This is a genomic window from Streptococcus sp. C300, from assembly GCF_000187645.1.
In the GTDB taxonomy this organism is placed as follows: Bacteria; Bacillota; Bacilli; order Lactobacillales; family Streptococcaceae; genus Streptococcus; species Streptococcus oralis_CQ.
The window spans coordinates 978,238-1,004,721 of sequence record NZ_GL732466.1; the positions used below are offsets into that span (position 1 = coordinate 978,238).

The 26,484-nt window shown below is 35.5% G+C and carries 22 protein-coding genes, 4 tRNA genes, 1 rRNA gene and 1 pseudogene; 20 read left to right on the plus strand and 8 right to left on the minus strand.

Features of this window, described 5'->3' with window-relative positions; translation table 11 throughout:
• Positions 1–17: 17 nt before the first annotated feature.
• Positions 18–2,570: a YfhO family protein gene (locus HMPREF0849_RS04675; protein WP_000834497.1), complete on the plus strand. Its 2,553-nt coding sequence runs from the start codon at positions 18–20 to the stop codon at positions 2,568–2,570.
• Positions 2,571–2,591: 21 nt separating this feature from the next.
• Here HMPREF0849_RS04675 and HMPREF0849_RS04680 read toward each other — a convergent pair whose 3' ends face one another.
• Positions 2,592–5,246, minus strand: coding sequence for a YhgE/Pip domain-containing protein (locus HMPREF0849_RS04680; protein WP_000472068.1), 2,655 nt, complete (start codon positions 5,244–5,246; stop codon positions 2,592–2,594).
• 128 nt (positions 5,247–5,374) lie between these two features.
• Between HMPREF0849_RS04680 and HMPREF0849_RS04685 the strand changes: the two genes are divergently transcribed.
• Positions 5,375–5,917 (plus strand): TetR/AcrR family transcriptional regulator, encoded by a 543-nt coding sequence (locus HMPREF0849_RS04685; protein WP_000665080.1) that lies wholly within the window; start codon positions 5,375–5,377, stop codon positions 5,915–5,917.
• Between the two features lie 35 nt (positions 5,918–5,952).
• On the opposite strand, the gene HMPREF0849_RS04690 is transcribed toward HMPREF0849_RS04685, so the two are convergent.
• The 7 genes from HMPREF0849_RS04690 to rlmH all read right to left on the minus strand — a co-directional run bounded on the left by HMPREF0849_RS04690 (position 5,953) and on the right by rlmH (position 9,130).
• Positions 5,953–6,026: transfer RNA gene (locus tag HMPREF0849_RS04690), tRNA-Asn, on the minus strand.
• A 5-nt stretch (positions 6,027–6,031) separates the two neighbouring features.
• A tRNA-Glu gene (locus HMPREF0849_RS04695) sits at positions 6,032–6,103 on the minus strand.
• Between the two features lie 51 nt (positions 6,104–6,154).
• On the minus strand, positions 6,155–6,907 hold the full coding sequence (gene comE, locus HMPREF0849_RS04700; RefSeq protein WP_000866079.1) for a competence system response regulator transcription factor ComE: 753 nt from the start codon (positions 6,905–6,907) through the stop codon (positions 6,155–6,157).
• Complete coding sequence (gene comD / locus HMPREF0849_RS04705) at positions 6,904–8,223, minus strand: competence system sensor histidine kinase ComD (RefSeq protein ID WP_000362886.1); 1,320 nt, start codon at positions 8,221–8,223, stop codon at positions 6,904–6,906. Before comD ends, comE begins: the two co-directional genes overlap by 4 nt.
• Before the next feature lie 20 nt (positions 8,224–8,243).
• Complete coding sequence (gene comC / locus HMPREF0849_RS04710) at positions 8,244–8,369, minus strand: competence-stimulating peptide ComC (protein WP_000799678.1); 126 nt, start codon at positions 8,367–8,369, stop codon at positions 8,244–8,246.
• A 164-nt stretch (positions 8,370–8,533) separates the two neighbouring features.
• Positions 8,534–8,607: transfer RNA gene (locus tag HMPREF0849_RS04715), tRNA-Arg, on the minus strand.
• Between the two features lie 43 nt (positions 8,608–8,650).
• Positions 8,651–9,130 (minus strand): 23S rRNA (pseudouridine(1915)-N(3))-methyltransferase RlmH, encoded by a 480-nt coding sequence (rlmH, locus tag HMPREF0849_RS04720; RefSeq protein ID WP_000694225.1) that lies wholly within the window; start codon positions 9,128–9,130, stop codon positions 8,651–8,653.
• A 186-nt stretch (positions 9,131–9,316) separates the two neighbouring features.
• Here rlmH and HMPREF0849_RS04725 point away from each other — a divergent pair, with 186 nt between their 5' ends.
• From HMPREF0849_RS04725 to HMPREF0849_RS04810, 18 genes and pseudogenes are all read left to right on the plus strand, one after another.
• Positions 9,317–10,510 (plus strand): S1C family serine protease, encoded by a 1,194-nt coding sequence (locus tag HMPREF0849_RS04725; RefSeq protein ID WP_000681807.1) that lies wholly within the window; start codon positions 9,317–9,319, stop codon positions 10,508–10,510.
• A 57-nt stretch (positions 10,511–10,567) separates the two neighbouring features.
• A complete protein-coding gene (locus HMPREF0849_RS04730) occupies positions 10,568–11,326 on the plus strand; it encodes a ParB/RepB/Spo0J family partition protein (RefSeq protein ID WP_000410356.1) in 759 nt (252 codons plus the stop codon).
• Positions 11,327–11,542: 216 nt separating this feature from the next.
• Positions 11,543–12,904: a chromosomal replication initiator protein DnaA gene (gene dnaA, locus HMPREF0849_RS04735; RefSeq protein ID WP_000660629.1), complete on the plus strand. Its 1,362-nt coding sequence runs from the start codon at positions 11,543–11,545 to the stop codon at positions 12,902–12,904.
• Positions 12,905–13,062: 158 nt separating this feature from the next.
• On the plus strand, positions 13,063–14,199 hold the full coding sequence (gene dnaN / locus HMPREF0849_RS04740) for a DNA polymerase III subunit beta (RefSeq protein ID WP_000581149.1): 1,137 nt from the start codon (positions 13,063–13,065) through the stop codon (positions 14,197–14,199).
• 65 nt (positions 14,200–14,264) lie between these two features.
• The gene (locus HMPREF0849_RS04745) at positions 14,265–14,459 is read left to right on the plus strand and encodes a DUF951 domain-containing protein (RefSeq protein ID WP_000285192.1); all 195 of its coding nucleotides are present in this window, start codon (positions 14,265–14,267) and stop codon (positions 14,457–14,459) included.
• An 84-nt stretch (positions 14,460–14,543) separates the two neighbouring features.
• A complete protein-coding gene (gene ychF, locus HMPREF0849_RS04750; protein ID WP_001218700.1) occupies positions 14,544–15,659 on the plus strand; it encodes a redox-regulated ATPase YchF in 1,116 nt (371 codons plus the stop codon).
• 72 nt (positions 15,660–15,731) lie between these two features.
• Positions 15,732–16,301: an aminoacyl-tRNA hydrolase gene (pth, locus tag HMPREF0849_RS04755; RefSeq protein WP_000163940.1), complete on the plus strand. Its 570-nt coding sequence runs from the start codon at positions 15,732–15,734 to the stop codon at positions 16,299–16,301.
• On the plus strand, positions 16,302–19,805 hold the full coding sequence (gene mfd, locus HMPREF0849_RS04760) for a transcription-repair coupling factor (RefSeq protein ID WP_000258070.1): 3,504 nt from the start codon (positions 16,302–16,304) through the stop codon (positions 19,803–19,805).
• 57 nt (positions 19,806–19,862) lie between these two features.
• Complete coding sequence (locus HMPREF0849_RS04765; RefSeq protein WP_001234975.1) at positions 19,863–20,129, plus strand: RNA-binding S4 domain-containing protein; 267 nt, start codon at positions 19,863–19,865, stop codon at positions 20,127–20,129.
• The gene (locus HMPREF0849_RS04770) at positions 20,122–20,490 is read left to right on the plus strand and encodes a septum formation initiator family protein (RefSeq protein ID WP_000041922.1); all 369 of its coding nucleotides are present in this window, start codon (positions 20,122–20,124) and stop codon (positions 20,488–20,490) included. The genes HMPREF0849_RS04765 and HMPREF0849_RS04770 overlap by 8 nt, the downstream gene beginning before the upstream one ends.
• A gap of 4 nt (positions 20,491–20,494) precedes the next feature.
• A complete protein-coding gene (locus HMPREF0849_RS10765; protein WP_000429344.1) occupies positions 20,495–20,617 on the plus strand; it encodes an SP_0009 family protein in 123 nt (40 codons plus the stop codon).
• A complete protein-coding gene (locus HMPREF0849_RS04780; protein ID WP_001224821.1) occupies positions 20,610–21,878 on the plus strand; it encodes a serine hydrolase in 1,269 nt (422 codons plus the stop codon). Before HMPREF0849_RS10765 ends, HMPREF0849_RS04780 begins: the two co-directional genes overlap by 8 nt.
• Entirely contained in the window at positions 21,875–23,152 is a 1,278-nt protein-coding gene (tilS, locus tag HMPREF0849_RS04785) for a tRNA lysidine(34) synthetase TilS (RefSeq protein WP_001205569.1), read from the plus strand. The genes HMPREF0849_RS04780 and tilS overlap by 4 nt, the downstream gene beginning before the upstream one ends.
• Positions 23,153–23,156: 4 nt before the next feature.
• A complete protein-coding gene (gene hpt / locus HMPREF0849_RS04790) occupies positions 23,157–23,699 on the plus strand; it encodes a hypoxanthine phosphoribosyltransferase (protein ID WP_000889409.1) in 543 nt (180 codons plus the stop codon).
• A 15-nt stretch (positions 23,700–23,714) separates the two neighbouring features.
• Positions 23,715–25,673, plus strand: coding sequence for an ATP-dependent zinc metalloprotease FtsH (gene ftsH, locus HMPREF0849_RS04795; protein ID WP_000744577.1), 1,959 nt, complete (start codon positions 23,715–23,717; stop codon positions 25,671–25,673).
• Positions 25,674–25,711: 38 nt separating this feature from the next.
• Positions 25,712–25,963, plus strand: a pseudogene (locus HMPREF0849_RS04800) (23S rRNA (uracil(1939)-C(5))-methyltransferase RlmD); the annotation flags it as partial.
• Between the two features lie 66 nt (positions 25,964–26,029).
• A tRNA-Glu gene (locus HMPREF0849_RS04805) sits at positions 26,030–26,101 on the plus strand.
• Positions 26,102–26,329: 228 nt separating this feature from the next.
• A 16S ribosomal RNA gene (locus HMPREF0849_RS04810) occupies positions 26,330–26,484 on the plus strand; the annotation flags it as partial.

The following is a 26,484-nucleotide window of genomic DNA, read 5'->3' on the forward strand; positions in this document are numbered from 1 at the left end:
TCATTCTACGAGGTAACATGAAATCATTTTTTAAAACATATTGGACCTATTTTGTTTCTTTCATCATTCCTTTAGTAATTATGACTGGAGTATACCTAACTCAAGGTATCTACTGGAATAGCGATGCATCTCCACTATTAGGAGACGGTTTCCATCAATACGTTATTTTTGATGTAGCTTTACGAAATATTCTACATGGAAATGGCAGTTTGTTTTACACCTTTACAAGTGGCCTCGGACTGAATTTCTATGCTCTATCTAGTTATTACTTGGGTAGTTTTCTTTCACCCCTAGTTTACTTTTTTAATCTGTCGAATATGCCAGATGCTGTCTATCTAACCACTCTCTTAAAATTTGGATTGATTGGTCTGTCAACCTTCTTTAGTCTAAATAGATTATTTAAAGATATCCCAAAATTTTTAAAACTTGCCTTATCTACTTCCTATGCTCTAATGAGCTTCACTGTCAGTCAGTTAGAGATTAAAACCTGGCTAGATGTTTTTATCTTGATTCCTTTAATTATAACTGGTTTACACCTACTTATAACACAAAAGAAGCGCCTACTATACTTTACAAGTTTGTCAATCTTATTTATTCAAAATTATTATTTTGGGTATATGACAGCATTGTTTCTTATTTTCTGGTATCTCTGCCAAATTTCTTGGGACTTTAAAACTCGAAAATCATCTTTTCTTGATTTTGTTGTTACCTCCTTTTTAGCTGGAATGGCTAGTTTGATTATGACTCTTCCTACACTGTTTGATTTACAAACTCATGGAGAGAAGTTGACTGCCATCACAAAATTAAAGACAGATAGTAGCTGGTATTTGGATATTTTTGCAAAACAATTCATTGGATCTTTTGATACAACTAAATATGGATCTATACCAATGATTTTTGTTGGATTGCTTCCTTTTATTTTAACCATTCTATTTTTCACAATAAAATCCATAAGGTTTCACGTGAAACTTACCTATGCAATTTTCTTTACTTTTTTAATAACAAGCTTTTACATAGAAGCACTTGATTTATTTTGGCAAGGGATGCATACCCCAAATATGTTTTTGCATCGCTATGCTTGGATTTTTTCCACTCTGTTAATTTATACTGCAGCAGAAGTCTTAAATCGTCTGAAAGAACTGAAGCTATGGAATCTATTTGTCTCACTTTTTCTTGTACTAACAGGATTTTTGGCCACTGTCTATTTTAAATCACACTATTCTTTTTTAACTGATTTGAATATCCTACTCACTCTTGAATTTCTACTAGTTTATGCTCTTTTACTTCTTGCAGTCATTAGAAAATTTATCTCTGTAAATCTATTTGCAATCCTTTTGTCTTTATTTATAACAGCTGAGATAAGCTTAAATGCATCATCTCAAATGGAAGGAATAGCTAAAGAATGGGCCTTTGCTTCTCGTAGTGCCTATAATAGAGATATCACCGCTATGGAATCCATTCTAAACCAAATTGACAATCCATTTACACGTACTGAAAAACTGCAAATTCAGACTGGGAATGACAGTATGAAATTTAACTACAATGGAATCTCTCAATTTTCGTCTGTACGAAATCGCTCAGCTAGCACTAGTTTGGATAAACTGGGATTCAAATCCTCTGGAACCAACCTCAATCTCCGTTATGCAAATAACAGTCTTTTAGCAGACAGTTTATTTGGAATCCAGTACAATATTTCTGAAACTTCACTTGATAAGTATGGCTTTCAAGAGATTTATCAAAAGGATCATTTAACCTTATATAAAAATCAACTCTCTTTACCCATTGCCTTTGCCACTCAATCTATTTACAAAGATGTAAACTTTAACAATCACACTTTAGATAATCAGGCTTTATTTATAAACCAGCTTGCTAATCTCAACTTAGATTACTTCTCCCAAATAGCATCTGATAAAACAGATACTTCAGATGGTTTAACGAGCACCACAGGTTCTGCGAATGAAGATGCAAAGATTGATTATCAAATTGAGGTTCCTCAAAATAGCCAAGTCTATCTCTCTTTTTCAAATCTTCATTTTACGAATGATAAACAAAAGAAAGTTGACATCATTGTCAACGGTGAAAAAAAGACTTTTACAAATGACAATGCATTTAATTTCTTTAATTTGGGTTATACTGAAGAACAAAAAACTTTCAATATCAGTGTTAGTTTCCCTGGAAATTCTCAGGTGTCATTTGAATCTCCAACCTTCTATCGTTTAGATACTCAGGCTCTTACTGAGGCAATTCAAAAGATTAAAGAACAACCTGTAGAAGTATCCACCTCTAAAAATAAAGTATTTGCTACATATGAAGTAAAACAAGATACCTCTATTTTCTTCACTATTCCTTATGACAAAGGTTGGTCTGCATTCCAAGATGGGAAAAAACTTGAAATCAAGCAGGCTCAGACTGGTTTTATGAAAGTTGATGTTCCAAAGGGAAAAGGCACCATTACACTTTCCTTTATACCCAATGGTTTTGTTATTGGAGCAGCCTGCTCACTAACTGCCCTTCTTCTTTTAGGGATCTATAATCACAGACGAAATTTATCTAAGACAGAAAAAGATTGACCAATTCCTTGGCCAATCTTTTTAATCTTCTTCCATTTTCTTAGGTTGATAAGCTAGCATACCTAAAGCAGTAAAGAAAGCTAGAGTTATAATAAGGAAAATCACTTGATGATGAATATTTCCTGTCATAGAGATTGTGTGTCGTAAGCCTGATACAGAATAACTCATTGGTAACCAAGGATTGACACCTTTGAAGAAATCATTTGTCAAAGCAAGGGGATAGGTCCCTGCACTTGATGCTAACTGTAATAAAAGTAAAATAAGAGAGAAGAAAGCTCCAATACGGCTATTCCAAGTTGTTAAAGCTGTCACCATAGACATGAAAGCTAAGCTTGTGATTATAATTAGAATCAAGGTCCTCATCTCATGGTTCGCAGTCAATCCAATAAGATGGACAGCTCCATAAACTAAAACACCTGCTAAGACAGCTATAATCCCATTTATTTCAGAACGAGACTTCAACCAAGCCCAACGGCTCTCTGGATGACGTCCAGAAGGCAACTTAGCAAAAATCATATTGGTAGATATAGCAGCAACAAAAAGAGCAACTGATATCATATAAGGAGCCATGGCAATCCCATTCACAGGAACTTGGTCGTTATCTGTTTTTGAAAGAACTAGAGGTTCAGATAATGTTTCTGCATTTTTAGATTCTGTCGAAGCTGATTTAAGTTGAGTATTTGCATTACCTAATCCTTGTCCTAATGAATCAACTCCTGTCTGTAAATCTTCAAGACTAGAGGTTAAGGTTGTTCCACCATCTGCTAGTTTTCCAGCACCATCTGCAATCTTCATAGCGCCACTTCCTAGTTGAGATGCTGCAGAAAGTAACTGTGTTGATTTATCTGTTAATTGACCAGAGCCAAATTGTAATGTAGTAAGACCTGCTATCAGCTCTGGACTCTTATTGTTCAATTGGGCAGAACCAGATGACAAACTTTCTATACCTGATACTAATTCTGGAGCTTTTCCAGCTAACGCATCTACTCCAGCTGTCAAGGTTGATGTATTTTCTGTCAACTTACTTGATCCAGAAACTAATTGATCCAGACTAGTTGTTAAACTTACATTCTTTTCACTTAGTTGATTAGCACCTATAGAAATAGTATCCAATCCTTTAGTGTAGTTTACAACTCCTTTTTCGATTGACTGACTTCCAGGAACTAACTGATTATTTACAGAAGTTTGTAATGTTGTAAATCCATTTGACAATGTTGTCAAGGAGCTAGATGCTGCAGGTAAGAGTTGATTTGCTTTCGTCTGCACATCAGATAGATTAGATACTTGTTGTTCTGAATTCTCTATACTTTCTTTTAATCCTCCTACTGTCATTAAAATTGTTTTTGCCGACTCAATAGTAGAATTAGAATTTTTAGAAATAGCTTCTGTCAGTTCTTTCTTTTGTTCCTCTGTAAGAGATTGATAAGTAGCTGTTGATTGAAGGTTTGCAAGAGTTTTCTCTTGTTCTGTCTGACTTTTGGTCACAATATCCTGAGCAAGAGTTGTTAGATTTGGCAAAGCTTCTGACAATGTACTTTTCAGTTGAGTATTATCTGATATTGTAAGAGCTTGTAGTGTTTTATTTAGTTCTCCTAAGCTTGTTGCCAATTGCGCTATTTCTTCATTTTGTTGAGATGAGGACTCTAATTGGCTTGAAATTTCTTTAATACCAGTATTTAATTGCTCCATTCCATCTCTTAGTGTATCTGATTGATTGGATAATTGACTTGTTCCGTTAGAAAGTTCTTTCACACTATTTGTATAAGCATTTACACCAACTGAAAATTGATTGAGACCTGTATCCAGTTGTGAAACGCCACCTGTATAAGACTTTATACCTGTATTTAGCTGATTTACACCTGTCACCAACTCAGGAGTTTTTGAAGCTAATTGACCAAGTCCAGTGTCAACTTGTGAGACAGCATTTGTATAACTTTGTAAACCACTATTAAAAGTTCCTAAACCAATATGTAATTGCTCTATAGCAGACACATAGCTAGATAAGCCTTTTGTAAATTGATCCGCTCCATTTGAAAAAGTTACACTTGAGTTAGCTAGAGTATTAAGATTTGTTGTCAATGTTTGACTTCCCGTCACCAACTGATCGGCTCCATTAGCTAATTGTTCACTTCCTTCAGCTGCCTTATTTATTCCAGACTTCAAATCATTCATTTTTTGAAATAAAGCCTTAGTGTACGTTTCAGTAACATTAGTAGAGACGGTTTGTTTTAATTGTGTCATTGCAGAATCACTCATCTTACTTGCAATAAAGCTATGCCCACTTGACGTCTGATAATCAATCTGCATCTGTTCAGGATGATTCGTTAGGATAGAAGTAGCTTTTTCAGATAGATCACTTGGTAAAGTCACTACCATGTAGTAGTCACCATCTTCTAGTCCTTTTTCCCCTTCCTCTTCATTAACAAAGTGAAAATCTAAAGCCTTATTTTCTTTTAAATTAGACACCATGTCTTCACCAATTCTCATTGTCTGTCCATTATAAGAAGCTTCCTTATCTTTATTGACAACTGCCACAGGTAACTCCGATACTTGACCATATGGATCCCACATGGACGATAAAAATATAATGTTGTATAAAGCTGGAATGAGAGAAATCCCTATCATTACAATGATAAAGGTCGGTTTTTTAAATATTGCTTTCCATTCTTTAAACATGTTTCCTCCTTTTTTACACATATTGTCTAAAATTTTGATATAATAGATTATACATCAAAAAATCTAAATTACAAGGTAAAAAATATTTTTTTAGACACATAGTCTATTTTTGTTTACAAGGAGGAATTATGAAAGAAAGTAACAAACGTTTAAAAACAAAACGAATTATCGAAAATGCCATGGTTCAATTATTGATGGACCAGCCCTTTGATCAAATTTCTACTGTCAAGTTAGCAGAAAAAGCCGGAATTAGTCGTTCCAGCTTTTACACTCACTACAAGGATAAGTATGATATGATTGAACTCTACCAAAGTAAGCTATTTCATACCTTTGAGTATATTTTCCAAAAACATGCTCATCACAAAAGAGATGCTATTTTAGAAGTATTTGAATATTTAGAGTCTGAGCCACTCTTGGCTGCACTCTTATCTGAAAATGGGACAAAAGAAATCCAAAATTTCTTGAGAAATAAGCTTCACATTATGCTTAGCACCGACCTTCAGAAACGCTTTATGAAATTACAACTCACTCCAATAGAATTAGAATACAGCAGTATTTATCTAACAAATGCCCTATTTGGTGTTTGCCAGACTTGGATTGCTCACGGAAAAAAAGAAAGTCCGCAAGAAATGACAGACTTCCTTATGAAAATGTTAGGTGATGTCAACTAAAAAAGAACACCATTGGTGTTCTTTTTTTTATCTGACTCCGCCAGTAGGACTCGAACCTACGACATCATGATTAACAGTCATGCGCTACTACCAACTGAGCTATGGCGGATAAAATAGTCCGTACGGGATTCGAACCCGTGTTACCGCCGTGAAAAGGCGGTGTCTTAACCCCTTGACCAACGGACCATCTATCTGTAGCAGATATAACCATTATATCAATTTCTTACTAATTGTCAATCACTTTTTAGATTTTTTCTCTAGAATATCTTTTAGTTTGCGAACTTTCAAACGGGTAATCGGGCAACGATGATCTTCATAAAAGACAACTTCTAAATTCTTTCGATCAATTTCTCTCACATTTCCCACATTGACAAGGAAAGATTTATGGGAGCAATAAAATCGCTGGGTATGTTTGTCCTTTTCCTGAATATCTGTCATAGTTCCATAGAATTCTTTAGCAAAATTCTTACCAATAATCCGAAGTTTATGAGAAACTCCTGTGGTTTCGATATACAAAATGTCATGGTAAGGAATTTTCAAATCATTTCCCTTATAGTTGTAATCAAAATAGTCTACAACATCTTCGTTTTCAAGCAGCATACTCTTAGTGTAAAAAATACTCTGCTCGATACGTTTTTTGAACAATTCATCATTGATGTCTTTGTCTACAAAATCTAGAGCTGATACCTGGTATTTGTAAGTTAAGGTAGCAAATTCAGATCGACTGGTAATAAAGACAATAATAGCATAAGGATTGTGATGACGGATAAACTGAGCCACTTCAAAGCCTTTTTTCTCGATTCCATGAATATCGATATCTAGGAAATAAAGCTGGTTTACTTCATCATTTTCGATATATTCCTTAAACTCACGAACTTTTCCTGTTGTCTTATATGAAATAGGAATATTCGATTCTTCCGAGATTTCATTTAATATTCTCTCTAGTCTCACTTGATGTTCAATAACATCTTCTAAAATTAATACTTTCATTCGAATTCCCTCTTAAATCTAATAATTTGTCTAAATGTGTTGTCTTCCATCTCTGTTTCTAAAATAATGTTGTCATACTTATCTAAAATCTCCTTGACATTATTAAGTCCTAGACCTCTATTTCTTCCCTTGGTAGAGAAACCTAAGGCAAATAAATCCTCTGAAGGCGTCATAGTGATTTTGCATGAATTCTGGATAACTATAACTGTTTCAAAATCCATTTTAATGACTGCAACTTCCATTTGTTTCAAGTAACTATCTGCAGCACCTTCAACAGCATTGTTTAATAAAATGCTCATGATACGAACAAGATCAAGTAAATCTATTGACAGTCTAGTAATGATATCCTTTACTTCCAATGTAAACTCTACATCATTTTTTCGTGCATAGACAATCGATTGAGCAATTAAACTTCGTAAAGCAGAGTCTTCTATATTATTTAAATCAAAGTAAGTATATTTTTCTGACCTCAATTTCTGATTTGCTTTTACTAAGACTTCATTGTAAACCCTGTTAATTTCTTGTAAATCTCCACTGTCAATCGCCATTTGCATGCTAACAAGCATCCCTGCATAGTCATGACGAAAACCTCGAATTTCATTATACAACTCCACAATTTCATCAGTATAAGTCTGTAAATGCTTTTGTTCAAATTTCTTTTGTTTTAGAGCAATCTCTTTTTCAATTTGAACCTTGTGAGAATTCATTGCAAAGAAAATCAATAACAAGCAAATAAAAACAATGGTTGATAAAATACTTCCGAAGCTATTTAAATGATGAGTTGTACTTACTATATCTGAAATAAACAATAAGATATGCAAACCAAAGAAAGCAACTATTACTTTTTTTAAAAAAGGGTACAGATAATCTTTATCAAAATATTTAATATCCAGATGAAAATAACGGATTATTATTAGAATAGAAAAATAAGTCATTAACAATACTACTAAAAGGAATGTACTTTTATAGTGTAATACTACTTCATCTCCTATTATAGAAGATAAGGTTACGGATATAAAAGTATGAGTACTGTGATATAATAAAGACAGTAGTAAACTGATAAAAATAGCTTTGTATTTTTCAGACTTCTTTAACTTTCTTAAATAAAGGTACACAACCAAAGGAAATAAAAATTTAGACAAAGCAAAACTATTAGAAAATACTAGTGTAATAATTTCTTCAAGTATAAAAACTGAGATACATGTGTAACAGAAAAAAACAATTTGTTCTTTTCTATTTATTTTACAAATCCATTCATAACTTTTGCTAATGATGAGAAAATAAAAAATAGCTATCCCTAATCCAAATAAATCCATTACTCTCTACCTTTATTTCATTACTTTCTTCTTGGAAAAATAAGATTACGAATTGTTTCTGAAATTCTCCAATCTCCACCTCGAATCTCCTGCAATTCTGCCTCTGTTACTTCTTTAAATTGTTCCAACTTTACTGTATTTTTCATAATGAAATCTCCTGTATTATTTTTTCTTGTAAGTTAACTTACACACCTATTATACAAAATGAAGACCATGTAAGAAAAAATTCTTCCCAACTGTACATTTTTGCACCTGAAACGCACTTTTTTAAGAAAAAAGCTGGGATAAATCCCAGCTTCGCATCTAAAATTGATCCCAGCAGGATTCGAACCTGCGACCGTTCGCTTAGAAGGCGAATGCTCTATCCAGCTGAGCTATGAGACCTAACATGACCATTCTATCAAAAAACAAGAGCTAAGTCAATCTTCTATTTGTGGTAAGGAGAACCCTGCTGAATTGTAAAAGCACGGTAAATTTGTTCAACTAAAACCAATCTCATTAACTGATGTGGTAATGTCAGACGTCCAAAACTGACAGAAAGATTGGCCCTATTTTTTACAACAGGAGCTAGACCCAAACTTCCTCCAATGATAAAAGTAAGCGTTGAATATCCTTTGATAGAAGCTTGTTCTAGTTGCTTACTAAATTCCTCTGAGGAGAGTGTTTTTCCTTCAATGGCTAGTACAACTACAAAGTCCCTTCCTCCAACCTTAGAAAGAATTCTTTCACCTTCTGTTTCCAAGATTTTTTGATTTTCTAATTCACTGGCTTTATCAGGTGTCTTCTCATCAGTAAGCTCAATCATTTCTAATTTGGTGAAACGTGAAATTCGTTTGGTATATTCAGCAATACCATCTTTAAGGTATTTTTCTTTTAATTTTCCTACTGTTACAATTTTAATTTTCATTCTTCTATTCTATCATATCCACACTTCATTTCACATCTTATACACATAAAAAATCATCCAAAATTACTAGTAAATTCACAGAATAAAACAAGTTATCCACAACTTGTGCAAAACTTTAAGCTTTTAAGTTTGGATTAAGTTAATAGGTTTATAATCTGAGTAAATAAATAACAAACGGAGGCGTTTATGAAACACTTACAAAAATTTTACAAAAAAGGAGTTAAAGTTCTTGTAATCATTCTAATCGGATTTTTAAGTGGTGCCTTAGGAAGTTTTGTAACATTACAACTTTATCAAAAACAAGGAAATCAATCTACGAATAATAACTCTGGCACTGTCACTCAAACATCCTATAAAAATGAAAACTCAACTACTCAAGCAGTAAATAAAGTTAAAGATGCTGTTGTCTCAATCATTACTTATTCTTCAAATAGTAGACAAAGTAGTGTATTTAATGCTGATGAAACTAATTCTGATTCAGACAATCAACAAATCGCAAGTGAGGGATCAGGTGTTATCTATAAAAAGGATGATAAGGATGCCTATCTTGTAACTAATACTCACGTTATCAATGGAGCTTCAAAAGTTGATATCCGTTTGGCTGATGGTACCAAGGTTCCTGGTGAAATTGTCGGATTTGATACCTTCTCTGATATTGCTGTCGTTAAAATTTCTTCAGAAAAAGTTACAACAGTGGCAGAATTTGGGGATTCAAGTCAACTTAGTGTTGGAGAAACAGCGATTGCTATCGGTAGTCCTCTAGGTTCAGAGTATGCTAATACAGTTACACAGGGGATTATTTCAAGTCTTAATCGAAATGTTTCTCTAAAATCTGAAGATGGTCAAGCTATTTCAACAAAAGCCATTCAAACGGATACAGCCATTAACCCTGGTAACTCTGGTGGTCCACTTGTAAACATTCAAGGACAAGTAATTGGTATTACATCAAGTAAAATTGCAAGTAATGGTGGAACATCTGTAGAAGGTCTTGGTTTTGCAATTCCTTCAAACGATGCACAAAATATCATTAAACAGCTTGAAAGTGATGGTAAAGTGACTCGTCCTGCTCTTGGAATTCAAATGGTCAATCTGTCAAATGTTGGAGCTAGTGATCTTAGAAAACTTAACATTCCAAGTGGCCTCACTTCAGGTGTAGTTGTTCGATCTGTTCAAAACAATATGCCAGCAAATGGACATCTTCAAAAATACGATGTCATTACCAAAGTTGACGACAAAGAGATTGCCTCATCAACAGACCTACAACATGCTCTCTACAATCATGCTATTGGAGATACTATCAAAGTAACCTACTACCGTAACGGTAAGGAGGAAACAACCTCAATTAAACTAGATAAGAATTCTGGTGATTTAGAGTCTTAATTGACATCAGTGTAAAGAAAACTTTACAGAAAGTAAAAGATATGTTAGTGTAGAATCATGGAAAAATTTGAAATGATTTCTATCTCTGAAATACAAAAGAATCCTTACCAACCTCGGAAAGAATTTGATGCAGATAAACTAAAGGAATTAGCTCAGTCAATCAAAGAAAATGGGCTCATCCAACCAATCATCGTTCGTCAATCTCCTGTAATTGGTTATGAAATCCTTGCAGGAGAGAGACGATATCGGGCTGCTCTCTTAGCTGGTCTTACTTCTATTCCAGCCATTGTGAAACACCTCTCGGATCAGGAAATGATGATCCAATCTATCATTGAGAATTTGCAGAGAGAGAACTTAAGTCCAGTTGAAGAAGCACGCGCCTACGAATCTTTGGTAGAAAAAGGATTTACTCATACTGATATAGCGGATAAAATGGGGAAATCTCGTCCTCATATTACTAATTTTATTCGTTTGCTTTCCCTACCAGAGCATATCTTATCTGAAGTGGAAAATAGAAAAATATCTCAAGCTCATGCACGTTCACTAGTTGGTTTGGATAAAGAGCAACAAGACTATTTCTTTCAACTAATCAAAAATGAAGATATCTCTGTGAGAAAGTTAGAAGCACTTCTTACAGAGAAAAAACACAGGAAGCAGAAAAAAAGTGATTCTTTCATCAAAGATGAAGAAGATAAATTAAAAAAACTACTCGGTTTAAATGTAGAAATTAAACTTTCTAAAAAAGATACTGGAAAGATTATTATTTCTTTTTCAAGTCAAGAAGAATATGACAGAATTATCAACAGCCTGAAATAAGGCTGTTCTTTTATTTTCTTAATCAACAACTTTATCCACTATTTTTATTAGCAAAAGACTTACTAAATCAAGGATTTTTCTATTTATCCCCAACCTGTGGATAAACACTGCTAACATTGTGGATTCTTTTCCCCAATCTGTGGAAAAATCCTACTATCTATGGTAAAATAAGTCTATCACTAAACTACTAAAATCGTAGAAAAGGAGGAAAAATAGTTGAAAGAAAAGCAATTTTGGAATCGTATTTTAGAATTTGCTCAAGAAAGATTGACTCGATCTATGTATGATTTCTATGCTACACCTGCTGAACTCATCAAAGTAGAAGAAAACACAGCTACTATATTTCTACCGAGATCAGAGATGGAAATGGTGTGGGAAAAGCAATTAAAAGATATTATTGTTGCTGCTGGTTTTGAAATTTATGATTCTGAAATCAAACCTCACTATATTTTCACTAAACCTCAGAGTACAGAATCTCCTCAAGTAAATGATACAAATAATGTCTCTACTTACGATTACACACCTACACTACCAACGATTCCCTATTCTGAAACAGGGTTAAAAGAAAAATATACCTTTGATAACTTTATTCAAGGTGATGGGAATGTTTGGGCGGTGTCAGCTGCACTAGCTGTATCTGAAGATTTAGCTCTGACCTATAATCCTCTTTTCATCTATGGTGGACCTGGTCTTGGAAAGACTCATTTGCTCAATGCGATTGGAAATGAGATTTTGAAAAATATTCCTGATGCGCGTGTCAAATACATTCCTGCCGAAAGCTTTATCAATGACTTTCTTGAACACTTGCGACTTGGGGAAATGGAAAAGTTCAAAAAGACTTACCGTAGTCTTGATCTCTTATTAATCGATGATATCCAATCTCTCAGTGGCAAAAAAGTCGCGACCCAGGAAGAATTTTTCAATACCTTCAATGCTCTTCATGATAAACAGAAACAGATTGTTCTAACCAGTGATCGAAGTCCTAAACACCTAGAAGGACTTGAAGAGAGACTTGTCACGCGCTTTAGCTGGGGATTGACGCAAAATATCACTCCTCCTGACTTTGAGACACGTATCGCCATTCTTCAAAGTAAAACAGAGCATTTGGATTACCATTTCCAAAGTGATACTCTGGAATACTTGGCTGGCCAATTTGATTCAAATGTTCGAGAACTGGAAGGAGCAATCAACGATATCACTTTAATTGCCAGAGTAAAGAATATTAAGGATATCACTATTGATATTGCTGCAGAAGCTATTAGAGCACGTAAACAAGACGCCCGCCAGATACTTGTTATTCCAATTGAGAAAATTCAAACTGAGGTTGGTAATTTTTATGGAGTGAGTGTCAAAGAAATGAAGGGTACGAGACGAGTTCAAAACATCGTTTTAGCACGTCAAGTTGCCATGTACCTAGCTAGAGAACTGACAGATAACAGTCTTCCAAAAATCGGAAAAGAATTTGGCGGAAAGGATCACACCACCGTTATTCATGCCCATGCTAAAATTAAATCATTGATTGACGAAGATGATAATTTACGTTTAGAAATAGAAGCAATCAAAAAGAAAATTAAGTAGCTTGTGGATAACTTTTCCTTTCTTATCTTTTTTATCCACATTTTTTAAACAAGCTAAGAAGCTTGAATTTACTAAAGAGAAATCAGTTTTCCACAGAATTCACACACTCTATTATTACTATTAACTTTCTAATACTAAGAATAAATAAAGGAGAATCCATGATTCATTTTTCAATTAATAAAAATTTATTTCTACAAGCCTTAAATACCACAAAACGAGCAATAAGCTCTAAAAATGCTATTCCAATTTTATCAACAATCAAAATTGACGTTACCAATGAAGGAATTACTTTAATTGGCTCAAACGGTCAAATTTCTATTGAAAATTTCATTTCTCAAAAGAATGAAGATGCTGGTCTCTTGATTACTTCTTTGGGGTCGATTCTTCTTGAATCTTCTTTCTTTATCAATGTGGTATCTAGTCTTCCAGATGTAACGCTAGATTTCAAAGAGATTGAACAAAAACAAATTGTCTTAACCAGTGGCAAATCAGAAATTACCCTAAAAGGAAAAGATAGCGAACAATATCCTCGTATTCAAGAAATTTCAGCAAGTACACCTTTGGTTCTTGAAACCAAACTACTCAAGAAAATTATCAATGAAACAGCCTTTGCTGCAAGTACGCAAGAAAGTCGTCCAATCTTAACAGGTGTTCACTTCGTGTTGAGCCAACACAAAGAACTAAAAACAGTTGCGACAGACTCACACCGACTTAGCCAGAAGAAATTGACTCTTGAAAAAAATGGAGATGATTTCGATGTGGTAATTCCTAGTCGTTCTCTACGCGAATTTTCAGCGGTATTTACAGATGATATTGAAACTGTAGAGATTTTCTTTGCAAATAATCAAATCCTCTTTAGAAGCGAAAATATTAGCTTCTACACTCGTCTCCTAGAAGGAAACTATCCTGATACAGATCGTTTGATTCCAACAGACTTTAACACTACAATTACTTTTGATGTGGTCAATTTGCGTCAATCTATGGAACGTGCACGTCTCTTATCAAGTGCGACTCAAAATGGTACTGTGAAGCTTGAAATTAAAGGTGGAGTTGTTAGCGCCCATGTTCACTCTCCAGAAGTTGGTAAAGTAAACGAAGAAATCGATACGGAGCAGGTGACCGGGGATGATTTGACTATTAGTTTCAACCCAACTTACTTGATTGATTCTCTCAAGGCTTTAAATAGCGAAAAGGTAACTATTAGCTTTATCTCAGCTGTTCGTCCATTTACTCTTGTGCCAGCAGATACTGACGAAGACTTCATGCAGCTCATTACACCAGTTCGTACAAATTAAGTGAAAGAGGTTGAGCCTGGCTCGCCTCTTTTATGATATAATCAAAAAAAGAAAAGGAGAGTAGTATGTATCAAGTTGGAAATTTTGTTGAGATGAAAAAGCCACATGCTTGTACCATTAAATCAACTGGTAAAAAAGCCAATCGATGGGAAATTACACGTGTTGGGGCAGATATCAAAATAAAGTGTAGCAATTGTAACCACCTTGTTATGATGAGTCGCTATGATTTTGAACGAAAAATGAATAAGATTATTGACTAAGAACCCTTAGTTAGAGAGTTAGCAAGTTTTCCCTTTTTGTGTTATAATGTTAGGGATTGAAATGAGAACGGAGAATGAGAAAATATGGCTTTAACAGCAGGTATCGTTGGTTTGCCAAACGTTGGTAAATCAACCCTTTTTAATGCAATTACAAAAGCAGGAGCAGAGGCGGCAAACTACCCATTTGCGACTATTGATCCAAACGTTGGGATGGTGGAAGTTCCAGATGAACGCCTACAAAAACTAACGGAAATGATTACACCTAAAAAGACAGTCCCAACAACCTTTGAATTTACAGATATTGCAGGGATTGTAAAAGGAGCATCAAAAGGAGAAGGTCTAGGGAATAAATTCTTGGCCAATATCCGTGAAGTAGATGCGATTGTTCACGTTGTGCGTGCTTTTGATGATGAAAATGTTATGCGCGAGCAAGGACGTGAAGACGCCTTTGTGGATCCACTTGCAGATATTGATACCATTAACCTAGAGTTGATTCTTGCTGACTTAGAATCAGTTAATAAACGCTATGCGCGTGTAGAAAAGATGGCACGTACGCAAAAAGATAAAGAATCAGTAGCAGAGTTTAACGTTCTTCAAAAAATTAAACCGGTCCTTGAAGACGGGAAATCAGCTCGTACCATTGAATTCACAGATGAGGAACAAAAGGTTGTTAAAGGTCTCTTCCTTTTGACCACTAAACCAGTTCTTTATGTTGCTAATGTGGATGAGGATGTAGTTTCAGATCCAGATTCTATAGACTATGTTAAACAAATTCGAGAATTTGCAGCGACAGAAAATGCAGAGGTAGTTGTTATTTCCGCGCGTGCTGAAGAAGAAATTTCTGAGTTAGATGATGAAGATAAACAAGAGTTTCTTGAAGCACTTGGCTTGACAGAATCAGGTGTTGATAAGTTGACTCGTGCAGCTTACCACTTGCTTGGACTCGGAACTTACTTCACAGCTGGTGAAAAAGAAGTCCGTGCTTGGACCTTTAAGCGAGGGATGAAAGCTCCTCAAGCAGCTGGTATTATCCACTCAGACTTTGAAAAAGGTTTTATTCGTGCAGTAACCATGTCATATGAGGATCTAGTGAAATACGGATCTGAAAAGGCTGTAAAAGAAGCTGGGCGCTTGCGTGAAGAAGGAAAAGAATATATCGTTCAAGATGGCGATATCATGGAATTCCGCTTTAACGTTTAATAACATTTAATAAATAGTGTCAAATAGGTTGGAAAAAAATTCCAACCCTTTTGGCTTTTGAAAGGAAAATAAATGACTAAATTACTTGTTGGATTAGGAAATCCAGGGGATAAATATTTTGAAACCAAGCATAACGTTGGATTTATGTTGATTGACCAATTAGCTAAAAAACAAAATGTCACTTTTACACATGATAAGATATTTCAAGCTGACCTAGCATCTTTTTTCCTCAATGGAGAAAAAATTTATCTGGTCAAACCAACAACATTTATGAATGAAAGTGGAAAAGCGGTTCATGCTTTATTGACTTACTATGGTTTGGATATTGAAGATTTACTCGTTATTTACGACGACCTTGACATGGAAGTCGGGAAAATTCGTTTAAGAGCAAAGGGATCAGCAGGTGGTCATAATGGCATTAAGTCTATAATTCAACATATAGGTACTCAGGTATTTAACCGTATTAAAATAGGTATTGGAAGACCTAAAAAAGGCATGTCAGTTGTTCATCATGTTTTAAGTAAGTTTGATCAGGATGACTATGTGGGTATTTTACAGTCTATTGACAAGGTTGACGATGCTGTAAACTACTATTTACAAGAGAAAAACTTTGAGAAAACAATGCAGAGGTATAACGGCTAAATGGTGACTTTATTAGATTTATTCTCAGAAAATGACCAGATAAAAAAATGGCATCAAAATCTGATAGATAAGAAAAGACAACTAATACTTGGTTTATCAACTTCTACCAAGGCTCTTGCAATTGCAAGCAGTCTAGAAAAAGAAAATAAGATTGTGTTACTGACTTCAACTTATGGAGAAGCAGAACGAATTATCAGTGATCTTCTTTCCCTCTTAGGAGAGGAACTTGTCTATCCATTTTTGGTTGATGACTCTCCTATGGTAGAGTTTTTGATGTCTTCGCAAGAAAAAATCATTTCGCGGGTTGAGGCCTTGCGTTTTTTGAGTGATCCGTCTAAGAGAGGGATTTTAGTTTGTAATATCGCAGCGAGTCGGTTAATTTTACCCTCTCCGACTAGATTTAAAGAAAGTACTATAAAAATTGCAGTTGGCGAAGAATATGACCAACACGAGCTACTTCACCGGTTAAAGGAAATTGGATATCGAAAAGTTACTCAAGTACAGACACAAGGTGAGTTTAGTATTCGAGGAGATATTTTAGATATTTTTGAGATGTCTCAGTTAGAACCTTTCCGAATCGAGTTTTTTGGCGATGAAGTAGATGGTATTCGTACTTTTGAAGTCGAAACACAATTATCGAAAGAAAATCAGACAAACCTCACTATCTTTCCAGCTAGCGACATACTTTTGAGAGAAAAAGATTATCAACGAGGACAGTTAGCTTTAGAAAAGCAAATTTCAAAGACTCTATCACCAATTTTAAAATCATATTTGGAAGAGATTTTGTCAAGTTTTCATCAAAAACAAGTACATTCAGATAGTCGAAAGTTTTTGTCCTTATGTTACGATAAAACATGGACTGTATTTGATTATATTGAAAAAGATACACCAGTATTCTTTGATGACTATCAAAAATTGATGAATCAGTATGAATCCTTTGAAAGAGAATTAGCACAATACTTTACAGAAGATTTACAGAATGGTAAATCATTTTCTGGGATGCAGTATTTTGCAGATACAGAGCAAACCTATAAAAAACAAAGTCCAGTTACCTTTTTCTCCAATCTGCAAAAGGGCTTAGGAAACCTCAAGTTTGATTACATTTATCAATTTAATCAATATCCTATGCAGGAATTTTTCAATCAATTTTCTTTTCTAAAAGAAGAAATTGAGCGATACAAAAAAATGAACTACACTATTATCTTGCAGTCTAGCAATTCAATGGGAAGTAAAACATTGGAGGATGTTTTAGAGGAATACCAGATTAAATTAGATTCCAGAGATAAGTCAAGTATCTGTAAAGAATCTGTAAACTTAATCGAAGGTAATTTAAGACATGGTTTTCATTTTGTGGATGAGAAAATTCTCTTGATTACTGAACATGAGATTTTTCAAAAGAAATTAAAACGTCGTTTTCGAAGACAACATGCGTCAAATGCAGAGCGATTAAAAGATTATAATGAACTTGAAAAAGGGGACTACGTTGTTCACCATATTCATGGAATTGGTCAATATCTAGGCATTGAAACAATTGAAATCAAAGGGATTCACCGTGATTATGTCAGTGTTCAATATCAAAATGGAGATCAAATCTCCATCCCAGTAGAGCAGATTCAGTTACTGTCTAAATATGTTTCAAGTGATGGGAAAGCGCCAAAACTTAATAAATTAAATGATGGTCATTTCAAAAAGGCCAAGCAAAAAGTTAAGAACCAAGTAGAGGATATAGCTGACGATTTAATCAAGCTTTATTCTGAGCGTAGTCAGTTGAAGGGGTTTGCTTTCTCAGCTGATGATGATGAGCAACATGCTTTTGATGATGCTTTCCCTTATGTCGAAACAGATGATCAACTTCGCAGTATTGAGGAAATCAAGAGAGATATGCAGGATTCTCACCCCATGGATCGACTTTTGGTTGGAGATGTTGGTTTTGGGAAGACTGAAGTAGCAATGCGTGCTGCTTTTAAGGCAGTCAATGATCACAAACAGGTGGTCGTTCTAGTTCCAACGACGGTTTTAGCGCAACAGCACTATACGAATTTTAAGGAACGATTCCAAAATTTTGCTGTTAATATTGATGTGTTGAGTCGCTTTAGAAGTAAAAAAGAGCAGGCAGAAACACTTGAAAAACTAAAGAATGGTCAAGTCGATATTTTGATTGGAACGCATCGTGTTTTGTCAAAAGATGTTGTGTTTTCAGATTTGGGATTGATGATTATTGATGAGGAACAACGATTTGGTGTCAAGCATAAGGAAACTTTGAAAGAACTGAAAAAACAAGTAGATGTTCTAACCTTGACAGCAACGCCAATCCCTCGTACTCTCCACATGTCTATGTTGGGAATCCGAGATTTGTCTGTTATTGAAACACCTCCGACCAATCGTTATCCAGTGCAAACCTATGTTTTGGAAAAGAATGATAGTGTGATTCGTGATGCAGTCTTGCGTGAAATGGAGCGTGGAGGTCAAATTTACTATCTTTACAACAAAGTTGACACTATTGATAGGAAGGTTTCAGAATTACAGGAGTTGATTCCAGAGGCTTCGATTGGGTTTGTTCATGGACAAATGAGTGAAATTCAGTTGGAAAATACTCTACTGGACTTTATTGAAGGACAATATGATATTTTGGTGACGACTACTATTATTGAGACAGGGGTAGATATTCCAAATGCCAATACCTTATTTATTGAAAATGCAGACCATATGGGTTTGTCAACCTTGTATCAATTAAGAGGAAGAGTCGGTCGTAGTAATCGTATTGCTTATGCCTATCTCATGTATCGTCCAGAAAAATCAATCAGTGAAGTCTCTGAAAAGAGATTAGAAGCGATTAAGGGATTTACAGAATTAGGCTCAGGATTTAAGATTGCGATGCGAGATCTTTCGATTCGTGGAGCAGGAAATCTCCTAGGAATATCGCAGTCTGGTTTCATTGATTCTGTTGGTTTTGAATTGTATTCGCAGTTACTAGAGGAAGCTATTGCGAAACGGAACGGTAATGGGAATAAAAGAATCAAAGGAAATGCTGAGTTGATTTTACAAATTGATGCTTATCTTCCTGATACTTATATTTCTGACCAACGACATAAGATTGAAATTTACAAGAAAATTCGTCAAATTGACAATCGTGTCAACTATGAAGAACTACAAGAAGAATTGATGGATCGCTTTGGAGAATACCCAGATGTAGTAGCCTACCTTTTAGAGATTGGTTTGGTTAAGTCATATTTTGACAAGGTATTTGTAGAACGTGTGGAAAGAAAAGAAAATAAGATTACAGTTCAATTTGAAAAAGTCACTCAACGACTATTCTTGGCTCAAGATTATTTTAAAGCCTTATCCGCAACGAACTTAAAAGCAGCCATAGCTGAGAATAAGGGATTAATGGAAGTTGTATTTGATGTCCGAAACAAGAAGGATTATGAAATTTTAGAAGGTTTGCTGATTTTTGGAGAAAGCTTATTAGAGATAAAAGAATCAAAGGAAGCAAATCCCATTTAACATTTTTCTTCTATAAAAAGGATAAAAATGGTACAATAATAATTTGAGGTAATAAAAATGAGATTAGACAAGTATTTAAAAGTATCACGAATTATTAAGCGTCGCACAGTCGCAAAAGAAGTAGCAGATAAAGGTAGAATCAAGGTGAACGGAATCTTGGCCAAAAGTTCAACGGATTTGAAAGTTGATGACCAAGTTGAAATTCGCTTTGGAAATAAGTTGTTGCTTGTTAAAGTACTAGAGATGAAAGATAGTACAAAAAAAGAAGATGCAGCAGGCATGTATGAAATTCTCAGTGAAACACGGGTAGAAGAAAATGTCTAAAAATATTGTACAGATGAATAATTCTTTTATTCAAAATGAACATCAACGTCGTCGTTATCTGATGAAGGAGAGACAAAAGAGGAATCGTTTTATGGGTTGGGTCCTTATTTTGATGATCTTGTTGTTTATTTTACCAACTTATAACTTGGCCCAAAGCTATGATCAGTTACTGCAACGTCGCCAGCAATTGACAGAGTTGAAAGAGCAGTACCAAACTCTTAGTGACGAAAAGGATAAAGAATCTGCTTTTGCTGCAAAGTTGAAAGATGAAGACTATGTAGCAAAATATGCACGCGCCAAGTACTATTACTCAAAGAAACGAGAAGCAATTTACACAATTCCTGATTTGCTTCCGAGGTAATGTCATGGAAAATTTATTGGAAGTTGTTGAGCAATTTCTAAGTTTATCAGATGAAAAATTAGAGGAATTGGCAACTAAAAACCATTTATTACGATTACAAGAAGAAAGGGAAGAGAAGAATGCGTAAGTTCTTAGTAGTTTTATTGCTACCTGCTTTTATCATAACCTCAAGAGTAGTTAGCACAGAAAAACAGCTTCCTTACTCTTCGCAAGAAATTTATTATCTAACTGAGTCTGACTATGGGTTCTACTATAAAGAAACACTGGAAACCCCAATGGTATATGGAGAAACAACTCTCTATGCTAATGAGGATCTTGTCAAGGAGTCTGGTAAATTAACTCCTGAAACCGCCTTTAAAATCGTAGAATGGCGTTTGAATAGACAAGGTGTTCCTGTTTTTAAATTAGACAATCATCAGTTTATCCTTGCAGATAAGCGGTTGGTCTATGATCAAAGTCATGTTCAAACTCAAAATAGACAAGTATGGTTGGAACCAGGGTTTGTTATCTATAACAGCCCTTATGACGCTAAAGAAATTTCTTCTACCCTCTCCCCCTATCAACACGTAACAGTGGATAGAACTCTCTTTGCTGAGGGACAAGAATTTCTTCATATTGATCAAGTTGGATGGGTATCAAAAGAGTTTGTCTCAGAAGAGGATAATCGCATCCAGAAGGTTCAAGAAATCTTATCAAACAACTATCAGAATGAAAATTATTCTATTTATGTTAAACAGCTGAGCACGGGTAAAGAGGCTGGGGTGAATGAAGGCAGCAAACTCTATGCAGCTAGTATCTTGAAACTAGCCTACCTTTATTACGCTCAAGATAAGATAAATCAAGGCGACTATACGCTGGACAGTAGCTTCAAGTATATCCCCGAAGTAAATAGCTTTCCTGGGTCCTATAAACCAGAAGGTAGTGGTAGTTTACCTAAAAAAGAAGACAACAAAGAATACAGTCTTCAACAGTTGATTACCAAGGTAACAAAAGAGTCTGACAATGTTGCTCATAATATTTTAGGTTATTACGTGACCAATCAATCTGACGGAGCTTTCAAAGAAAAAATGTCCACCATTATGGGCGAAGATTGGGATGTGAATGATAAACTGACTTCTTCAAAAATGGCTGGAAAAGTCATGGAAGCTATTTATAATCAGAATGGTTTTGTCCTAGAGTCTCTAGGTAAGACTGATTTTGACAACCAAAGAATCGCAAAAGGTGTTTCGGTTAAGGTAGCTCATAAAATTGGAGATGCCGATGATTTTAAACATGACACTGCGATTGTCTATACGGACTCTCCTTTTGTTCTTTCTATTTTTACCAAAAATTCTGATTATGACACCATTGCTAAGATAGCTAAGGATGTCTATGAGGTTCTAAAATGAGGGACCAGGATTTTTTAAATCATTTTCTCCGAAAAGAGTATTTCAAAAAACATTCGAAAGTCGTGTTAGCTTTGTCTGGCGGACTGGATTCAATGTTTTTATTCCAGCTATTGTCTACTTACCAAAAAGAGTTGGGAATTGAGTTGATTGTAGCACATGTCAATCACAAGCAGAGAAGTGAGTCTGACTGGGAGGAAAATGAACTAAGGAAGTTAGCTGATGCAGCTGAACTTCCTATTTATATCACAAGCTTTTCAGGAGACTTTTCAGAAGCGCGTGCTCGAGAGTTTCGTTATGATTTTTTTAGGAAAATCATGAAAGAGGTTGGAGCGACTGCCTTGGTCACTGCCCACCATGCAGATGATCAAGTTGAAACGATTTTGATGCGCTTGATTCGAGGAAGTCGGTTACGCCATTTAACAGGGATAAAAGAAAGTCAAGTAGTTGATGATATTGAAATCATCCGTCCCTTGTTGCCTTTTCATAAAAAGGATTTTCCACCAATTTTTCATTTCGAAGATCAAACAAATCAGGAAAATACCTATTTTCGCAATCGCATTCGGAATAGGTATTTACCAGAGCTTGAAAAAGAAAATCCTCGTCTTAAATCCGCCCTTTTAGATTTAGGAAGGGAAATTTCAGATTACCAAGCAACAATAACGGAGCTTTCGAAACAAATTGATGTGGAAGATTTGAATGAGCTATTTTCATACTCTCAACAAACTCAAGGGGTCTTACTTCAGAACTATCTTAATCAATTTCCAGACTTAAATCTGACGAAGGCTCAGTTTGATGAAGTTCGACAGATTTTAGCAAGGAAAAGCCAGTATCGTCACTCATTGAAAAATGGTTATGAATTGATAAAAGAGTATCAGAATTTTCGAGTTTGCAAAATCAGTCCACAGGCCGATGAAAAGGAAGATGAACTTGTGTTACACTATCAAAATCAAGTTCGATATATGGGCTATTTATTTTCCTTTGGCATTCCTATTGAAGGGGATTTTGTTCAAAAAGTAACGGTTTCACGGGAAACATCTGTACATATTAGATGTCGAAAACCTGGCGACGTTATTATCCTAAATGGTCATCGAAAGAAATTGAGACGCTTATTTATAGATTTGAAAATCCCTATTGAAAAACGAAAAACAACCCCTATTATTGAGCAATTTGGAGAAATTGTCTCAATTTTAGGAATTACGACCAGTGATTTGAGTAAAAACACGAAAAATGATATAATGAACACTGTAATTTATATAGAAAAAATAGATAGGTAAAAAGATGTTAGAACACGATATTAAAAAAATCCTCGTTTCACATGATGAAATTACAGAAGCGGCTAAAAAGCTAGGTGAACAATTAACCAAAGACTATGAGGGGAAAAATCCAATTCTTATTGGAATTTTGAAAGGATCGATTCCTTTTATGGCTGAATTGGTTAAACATATTGATACACATATTGAGATGGACTTCATGATGGTATCTAGCTACCATGGTGGAACTGCAAGTAGTGGTGTCATCAATATCAAGCAAGACGTAACTCAAGATATCAAAGGAAGACATGTTCTATTTGTAGAAGACATCATCGATACAGGTCAAACCTTGAAAAATTTGCGAGATATGTTTATTGAAAGAAAAGCAGCTTCTGTTAAAATCGCGACTTTGTTAGACAAACCAGAAGGACGCGTTGTTGAAATTGAAGCGGATTATACTTGCTTTACTATTCCAAATGAGTTTGTAGTAGGTTATGGTCTAGATTATAAAGAAAATTATCGTAACCTTCCTTATGTCGGAGTATTGAAAGAAGAAGTTTATTCAAATTAGAAAGATCTATCTTTAATGAAAAAACAAAATAACGGTTTAGTTAGAAATCCATTTCTATACTTGTTAATTATCTTCTTCCTTGTAACAGGATTCCAGTATTTTTACTCTGGAAATACTGCAGGACGAAGCGAAAAAATTAACTATACAGAATTGGTAAAAGAAATTACAGCAGACAATGTAAAAGAATTAACCTATCAGCCAAATGGTAGCATCATTGAAGTGTCTGGTGTTTATAAAAATCCTAAGACTAGTAAAGAAGAAACAGGGATTCAATTTTTCACTCCTGCTGCCACAACAGTAGAAAGATTCTCAAGTACTATTCTTCCGTCTGATTCAACAGTTTCAGAATTGCAAAAACTTGCTTCTGAACATCAGGCAGAAGTAACAGTCAAACATGAGAGTTCAAGCGGTATGTGGATCAATATCCTTGTCTCTGTGGTGCCATTTGCTATTCTCTTCTTCTTCCTATTCTCTATGATGGGAAATATGGGAGGAAATAATAGTAGAAATCCAATGAGTTTTGGACGTAGTAAGGCCAAGGCTGCTAACAAAGAAGATATCAAGGTACGATTTTCAGATGTAGCAGGTGCCGAGGAAGAAAAACAAGAATTAGTTGAAGTTGTTGAATTCCTAAAAGATCCAAAACGATTTACAAAACTTGGTGCGCGTATTCCTGCAGGTGTTCTTTTGGAGGGACCTCCGGGAACAGGTAAGACCTTACTTGCTAAGGCAGTTGCTGGGGAAGCAGGTGTTCCATTCTTTAGTATCTCAGGTTCTGACTTTGTAGAAATGTTTGTCGGAGTTGGGGCTAGCCGAGTTCGTTCACTTTTTGAGGATGCAAAAAAAGCAGCGCCAGCCATCATTTTTATCGATGAAATTGATGCCGTTGGTCGCCAACGTGGTGTCGGTCTTGGTGGAGGTAATGATGAACGTGAACAAACCTTGAACCAACTCTTGATTGAGATGGATGGTTTTGAGGGAAATGAAGGAATTATTGTTATCGCTGCGACGAACCGTTCAGATGTTCTAGATCCAGCTCTTCTCCGTCCAGGACGTTTTGATAGAAAAGTCTTAGTTGGTCGCCCTGATGTTAAAGGTCGTGAAGCAATCTTGAAAGTTCACGCTAAAAATAAACCTCTGGCAGACGATGTGGATTTGAAACTAGTTGCCCAACAAACTCCAGGTTTTGTGGGAGCTGACTTGGAAAATGTTCTAAATGAGGCAGCCTTGGTTGCAGCCCGTCGCAACAAGTCAGTCATTGATGCTTCAGATATTGATGAGGCAGAAGACAGAGTGATTGCTGGACCATCTAAGAAGGATAAAACAGTATCACAAAGAGAACGGGAATTGGTTGCTTATCATGAGGCTGGACATACTATTGTTGGTTTAGTCTTGTCAAATGCCCGTGTTGTTCATAAAGTTACCATTGTACCACGTGGACGTGCAGGTGGTTACATGATTGCGCTTCCGAAAGAGGATCAAATGCTTCTATCTAAGGAAGACATGAAAGAACAATTAGCAGGTTTGATGGGTGGTCGTGTAGCTGAAGAGATTATCTTTAATGTCCAAACGACAGGAGCTTCAAATGACTTTGAACAAGCTACACAGATGGCGCGTGCAATGGTCACTGAATACGGTATGAGTGAAAAACTTGGCCCAGTTCAATACGAAGGTAATCATGCTATGTTTGGTGCACAAAGTCCTCAAAAATCAATTTCAGAACAAACAGCCTATGAGATTGACGAGGAAGTTCGTTCATTATTAAATGAGGCACGAAACAAAGCAGCTGAAATCATCCAATCAAATCGTGAAACTCATAAGTTGATTGCAGAAGCATTGTTGAAATACGAAACATTAGATAGTACACAGATTAAATCTCTTTACGAAACAGGGAAAATGCCTGAGACAGTAGAAGAGGAATCCCATGCACTATCTTATGATGAAGTAAAATCAAAAATGAGTGAAGAAAAATAAATTTAGAGAGGTTCAACCTCTCTTTTATGTTCTAATGTGATGGCTACCGAGCGGATGCCTTGATAGTTGACCCTCCTCGTACAGGCTTAGATGATAAGCTGTTGGAAACCATTCTGACCTATGTTCCAGACAAAATGGTCTATGTATCCTGCAATGTTTCGACCTTAGCGCGAGATTTGGTTAAACTAGTAAAAGTCTATGACCTCCAGTATATCCAGTCGGTCGATATGTTTCCCCACACTGCACGGACAGAAGCAGTGGTTAAATTAGTGAAGAAAAGAAAAAATTAACTTCACTGAAAAAAGTCCTTGACAAAGGTAAAAAAGTAGGTATAATAGAAAGAGTTGAAAAACTCAGGTCCGTTGGTCAAGGGGTTAAGACACCGCCTTTTCACGGCGGTAACACGGGTTCGAATCCCGTACGGACTATGGTGTATTGCGGTTAAAAAAACTTGAAAAAAGTTTAAAAAATCTGTTGACAGAGGCAGGTAGCTGTGATATACTAATATAGTTGTCGCTCGAGAGAATGAGTGACAAAGACCTTTGAAAACTGAACAAGACGAACCAATGTGCAGGGCACTATAACTAAGGTTATAGTACTGAACAATGAAAAAACAATAAATCTGTCAGTGACAGAAATGAGTGAGAACTCAAACTTTTAATGAGAGTTTGATCCTGGCTCAGGACGAACGCTGGCGGCGTGCCTAATACATGCAAGTAGAACGCTGAAGGAGGAGCTTGCTTCTCTGGATGAGTTGCGAACGGGTGAGTAACGCGTAGGTAACCTGCCTGGTAGCGGGGGATAACTATTG

Excerpts from the sequence above, each read along its gene's own strand:
- HMPREF0849_RS04675 (WP_000834497.1), top strand. The coding sequence starts at position 18 with ATGAAATCATTTTTTAAAACATATTGGACCTATTTTGTTTCTTTCATC.
- HMPREF0849_RS04680 (WP_000472068.1), bottom strand. The coding sequence starts at position 5,246 with ATGTTTAAAGAATGGAAAGCAATATTTAAAAAACCGACCTTTATCATT.
- HMPREF0849_RS04685 (WP_000665080.1), top strand. The coding sequence starts at position 5,375 with ATGAAAGAAAGTAACAAACGTTTAAAAACAAAACGAATTATCGAAAAT.
- comE (WP_000866079.1), bottom strand. The coding sequence starts at position 6,907 with ATGAAAGTATTAATTTTAGAAGATGTTATTGAACATCAAGTGAGACTA.
- comD (WP_000362886.1), bottom strand. The coding sequence starts at position 8,223 with ATGGATTTATTTGGATTAGGGATAGCTATTTTTTATTTTCTCATCATT.
- comC (WP_000799678.1), bottom strand. The coding sequence starts at position 8,369 with ATGAAAAATACAGTAAAGTTGGAACAATTTAAAGAAGTAACAGAGGCA.
- rlmH (WP_000694225.1), bottom strand. The coding sequence starts at position 9,130 with ATGAAAATTAAAATTGTAACAGTAGGAAAATTAAAAGAAAAATACCTT.
- HMPREF0849_RS04725 (WP_000681807.1), top strand. The coding sequence starts at position 9,317 with ATGAAACACTTACAAAAATTTTACAAAAAAGGAGTTAAAGTTCTTGTA.
- HMPREF0849_RS04730 (WP_000410356.1), top strand. The coding sequence starts at position 10,568 with ATGGAAAAATTTGAAATGATTTCTATCTCTGAAATACAAAAGAATCCT.
- dnaN (WP_000581149.1), top strand. The coding sequence starts at position 13,063 with ATGATTCATTTTTCAATTAATAAAAATTTATTTCTACAAGCCTTAAAT.
- HMPREF0849_RS04745 (WP_000285192.1), top strand. The coding sequence starts at position 14,265 with ATGTATCAAGTTGGAAATTTTGTTGAGATGAAAAAGCCACATGCTTGT.
- ychF (WP_001218700.1), top strand. The coding sequence starts at position 14,544 with ATGGCTTTAACAGCAGGTATCGTTGGTTTGCCAAACGTTGGTAAATCA.
- pth (WP_000163940.1), top strand. The coding sequence starts at position 15,732 with ATGACTAAATTACTTGTTGGATTAGGAAATCCAGGGGATAAATATTTT.
- mfd (WP_000258070.1), top strand. The coding sequence starts at position 16,302 with ATGGTGACTTTATTAGATTTATTCTCAGAAAATGACCAGATAAAAAAA.
- HMPREF0849_RS04765 (WP_001234975.1), top strand. The coding sequence starts at position 19,863 with ATGAGATTAGACAAGTATTTAAAAGTATCACGAATTATTAAGCGTCGC.
- HMPREF0849_RS04770 (WP_000041922.1), top strand. The coding sequence starts at position 20,122 with ATGTCTAAAAATATTGTACAGATGAATAATTCTTTTATTCAAAATGAA.
- HMPREF0849_RS10765 (WP_000429344.1), top strand. The coding sequence starts at position 20,495 with ATGGAAAATTTATTGGAAGTTGTTGAGCAATTTCTAAGTTTATCAGAT.
- HMPREF0849_RS04780 (WP_001224821.1), top strand. The coding sequence starts at position 20,610 with ATGCGTAAGTTCTTAGTAGTTTTATTGCTACCTGCTTTTATCATAACC.
- tilS (WP_001205569.1), top strand. The coding sequence starts at position 21,875 with ATGAGGGACCAGGATTTTTTAAATCATTTTCTCCGAAAAGAGTATTTC.
- hpt (WP_000889409.1), top strand. The coding sequence starts at position 23,157 with ATGTTAGAACACGATATTAAAAAAATCCTCGTTTCACATGATGAAATT.
- ftsH (WP_000744577.1), top strand. The coding sequence starts at position 23,715 with ATGAAAAAACAAAATAACGGTTTAGTTAGAAATCCATTTCTATACTTG.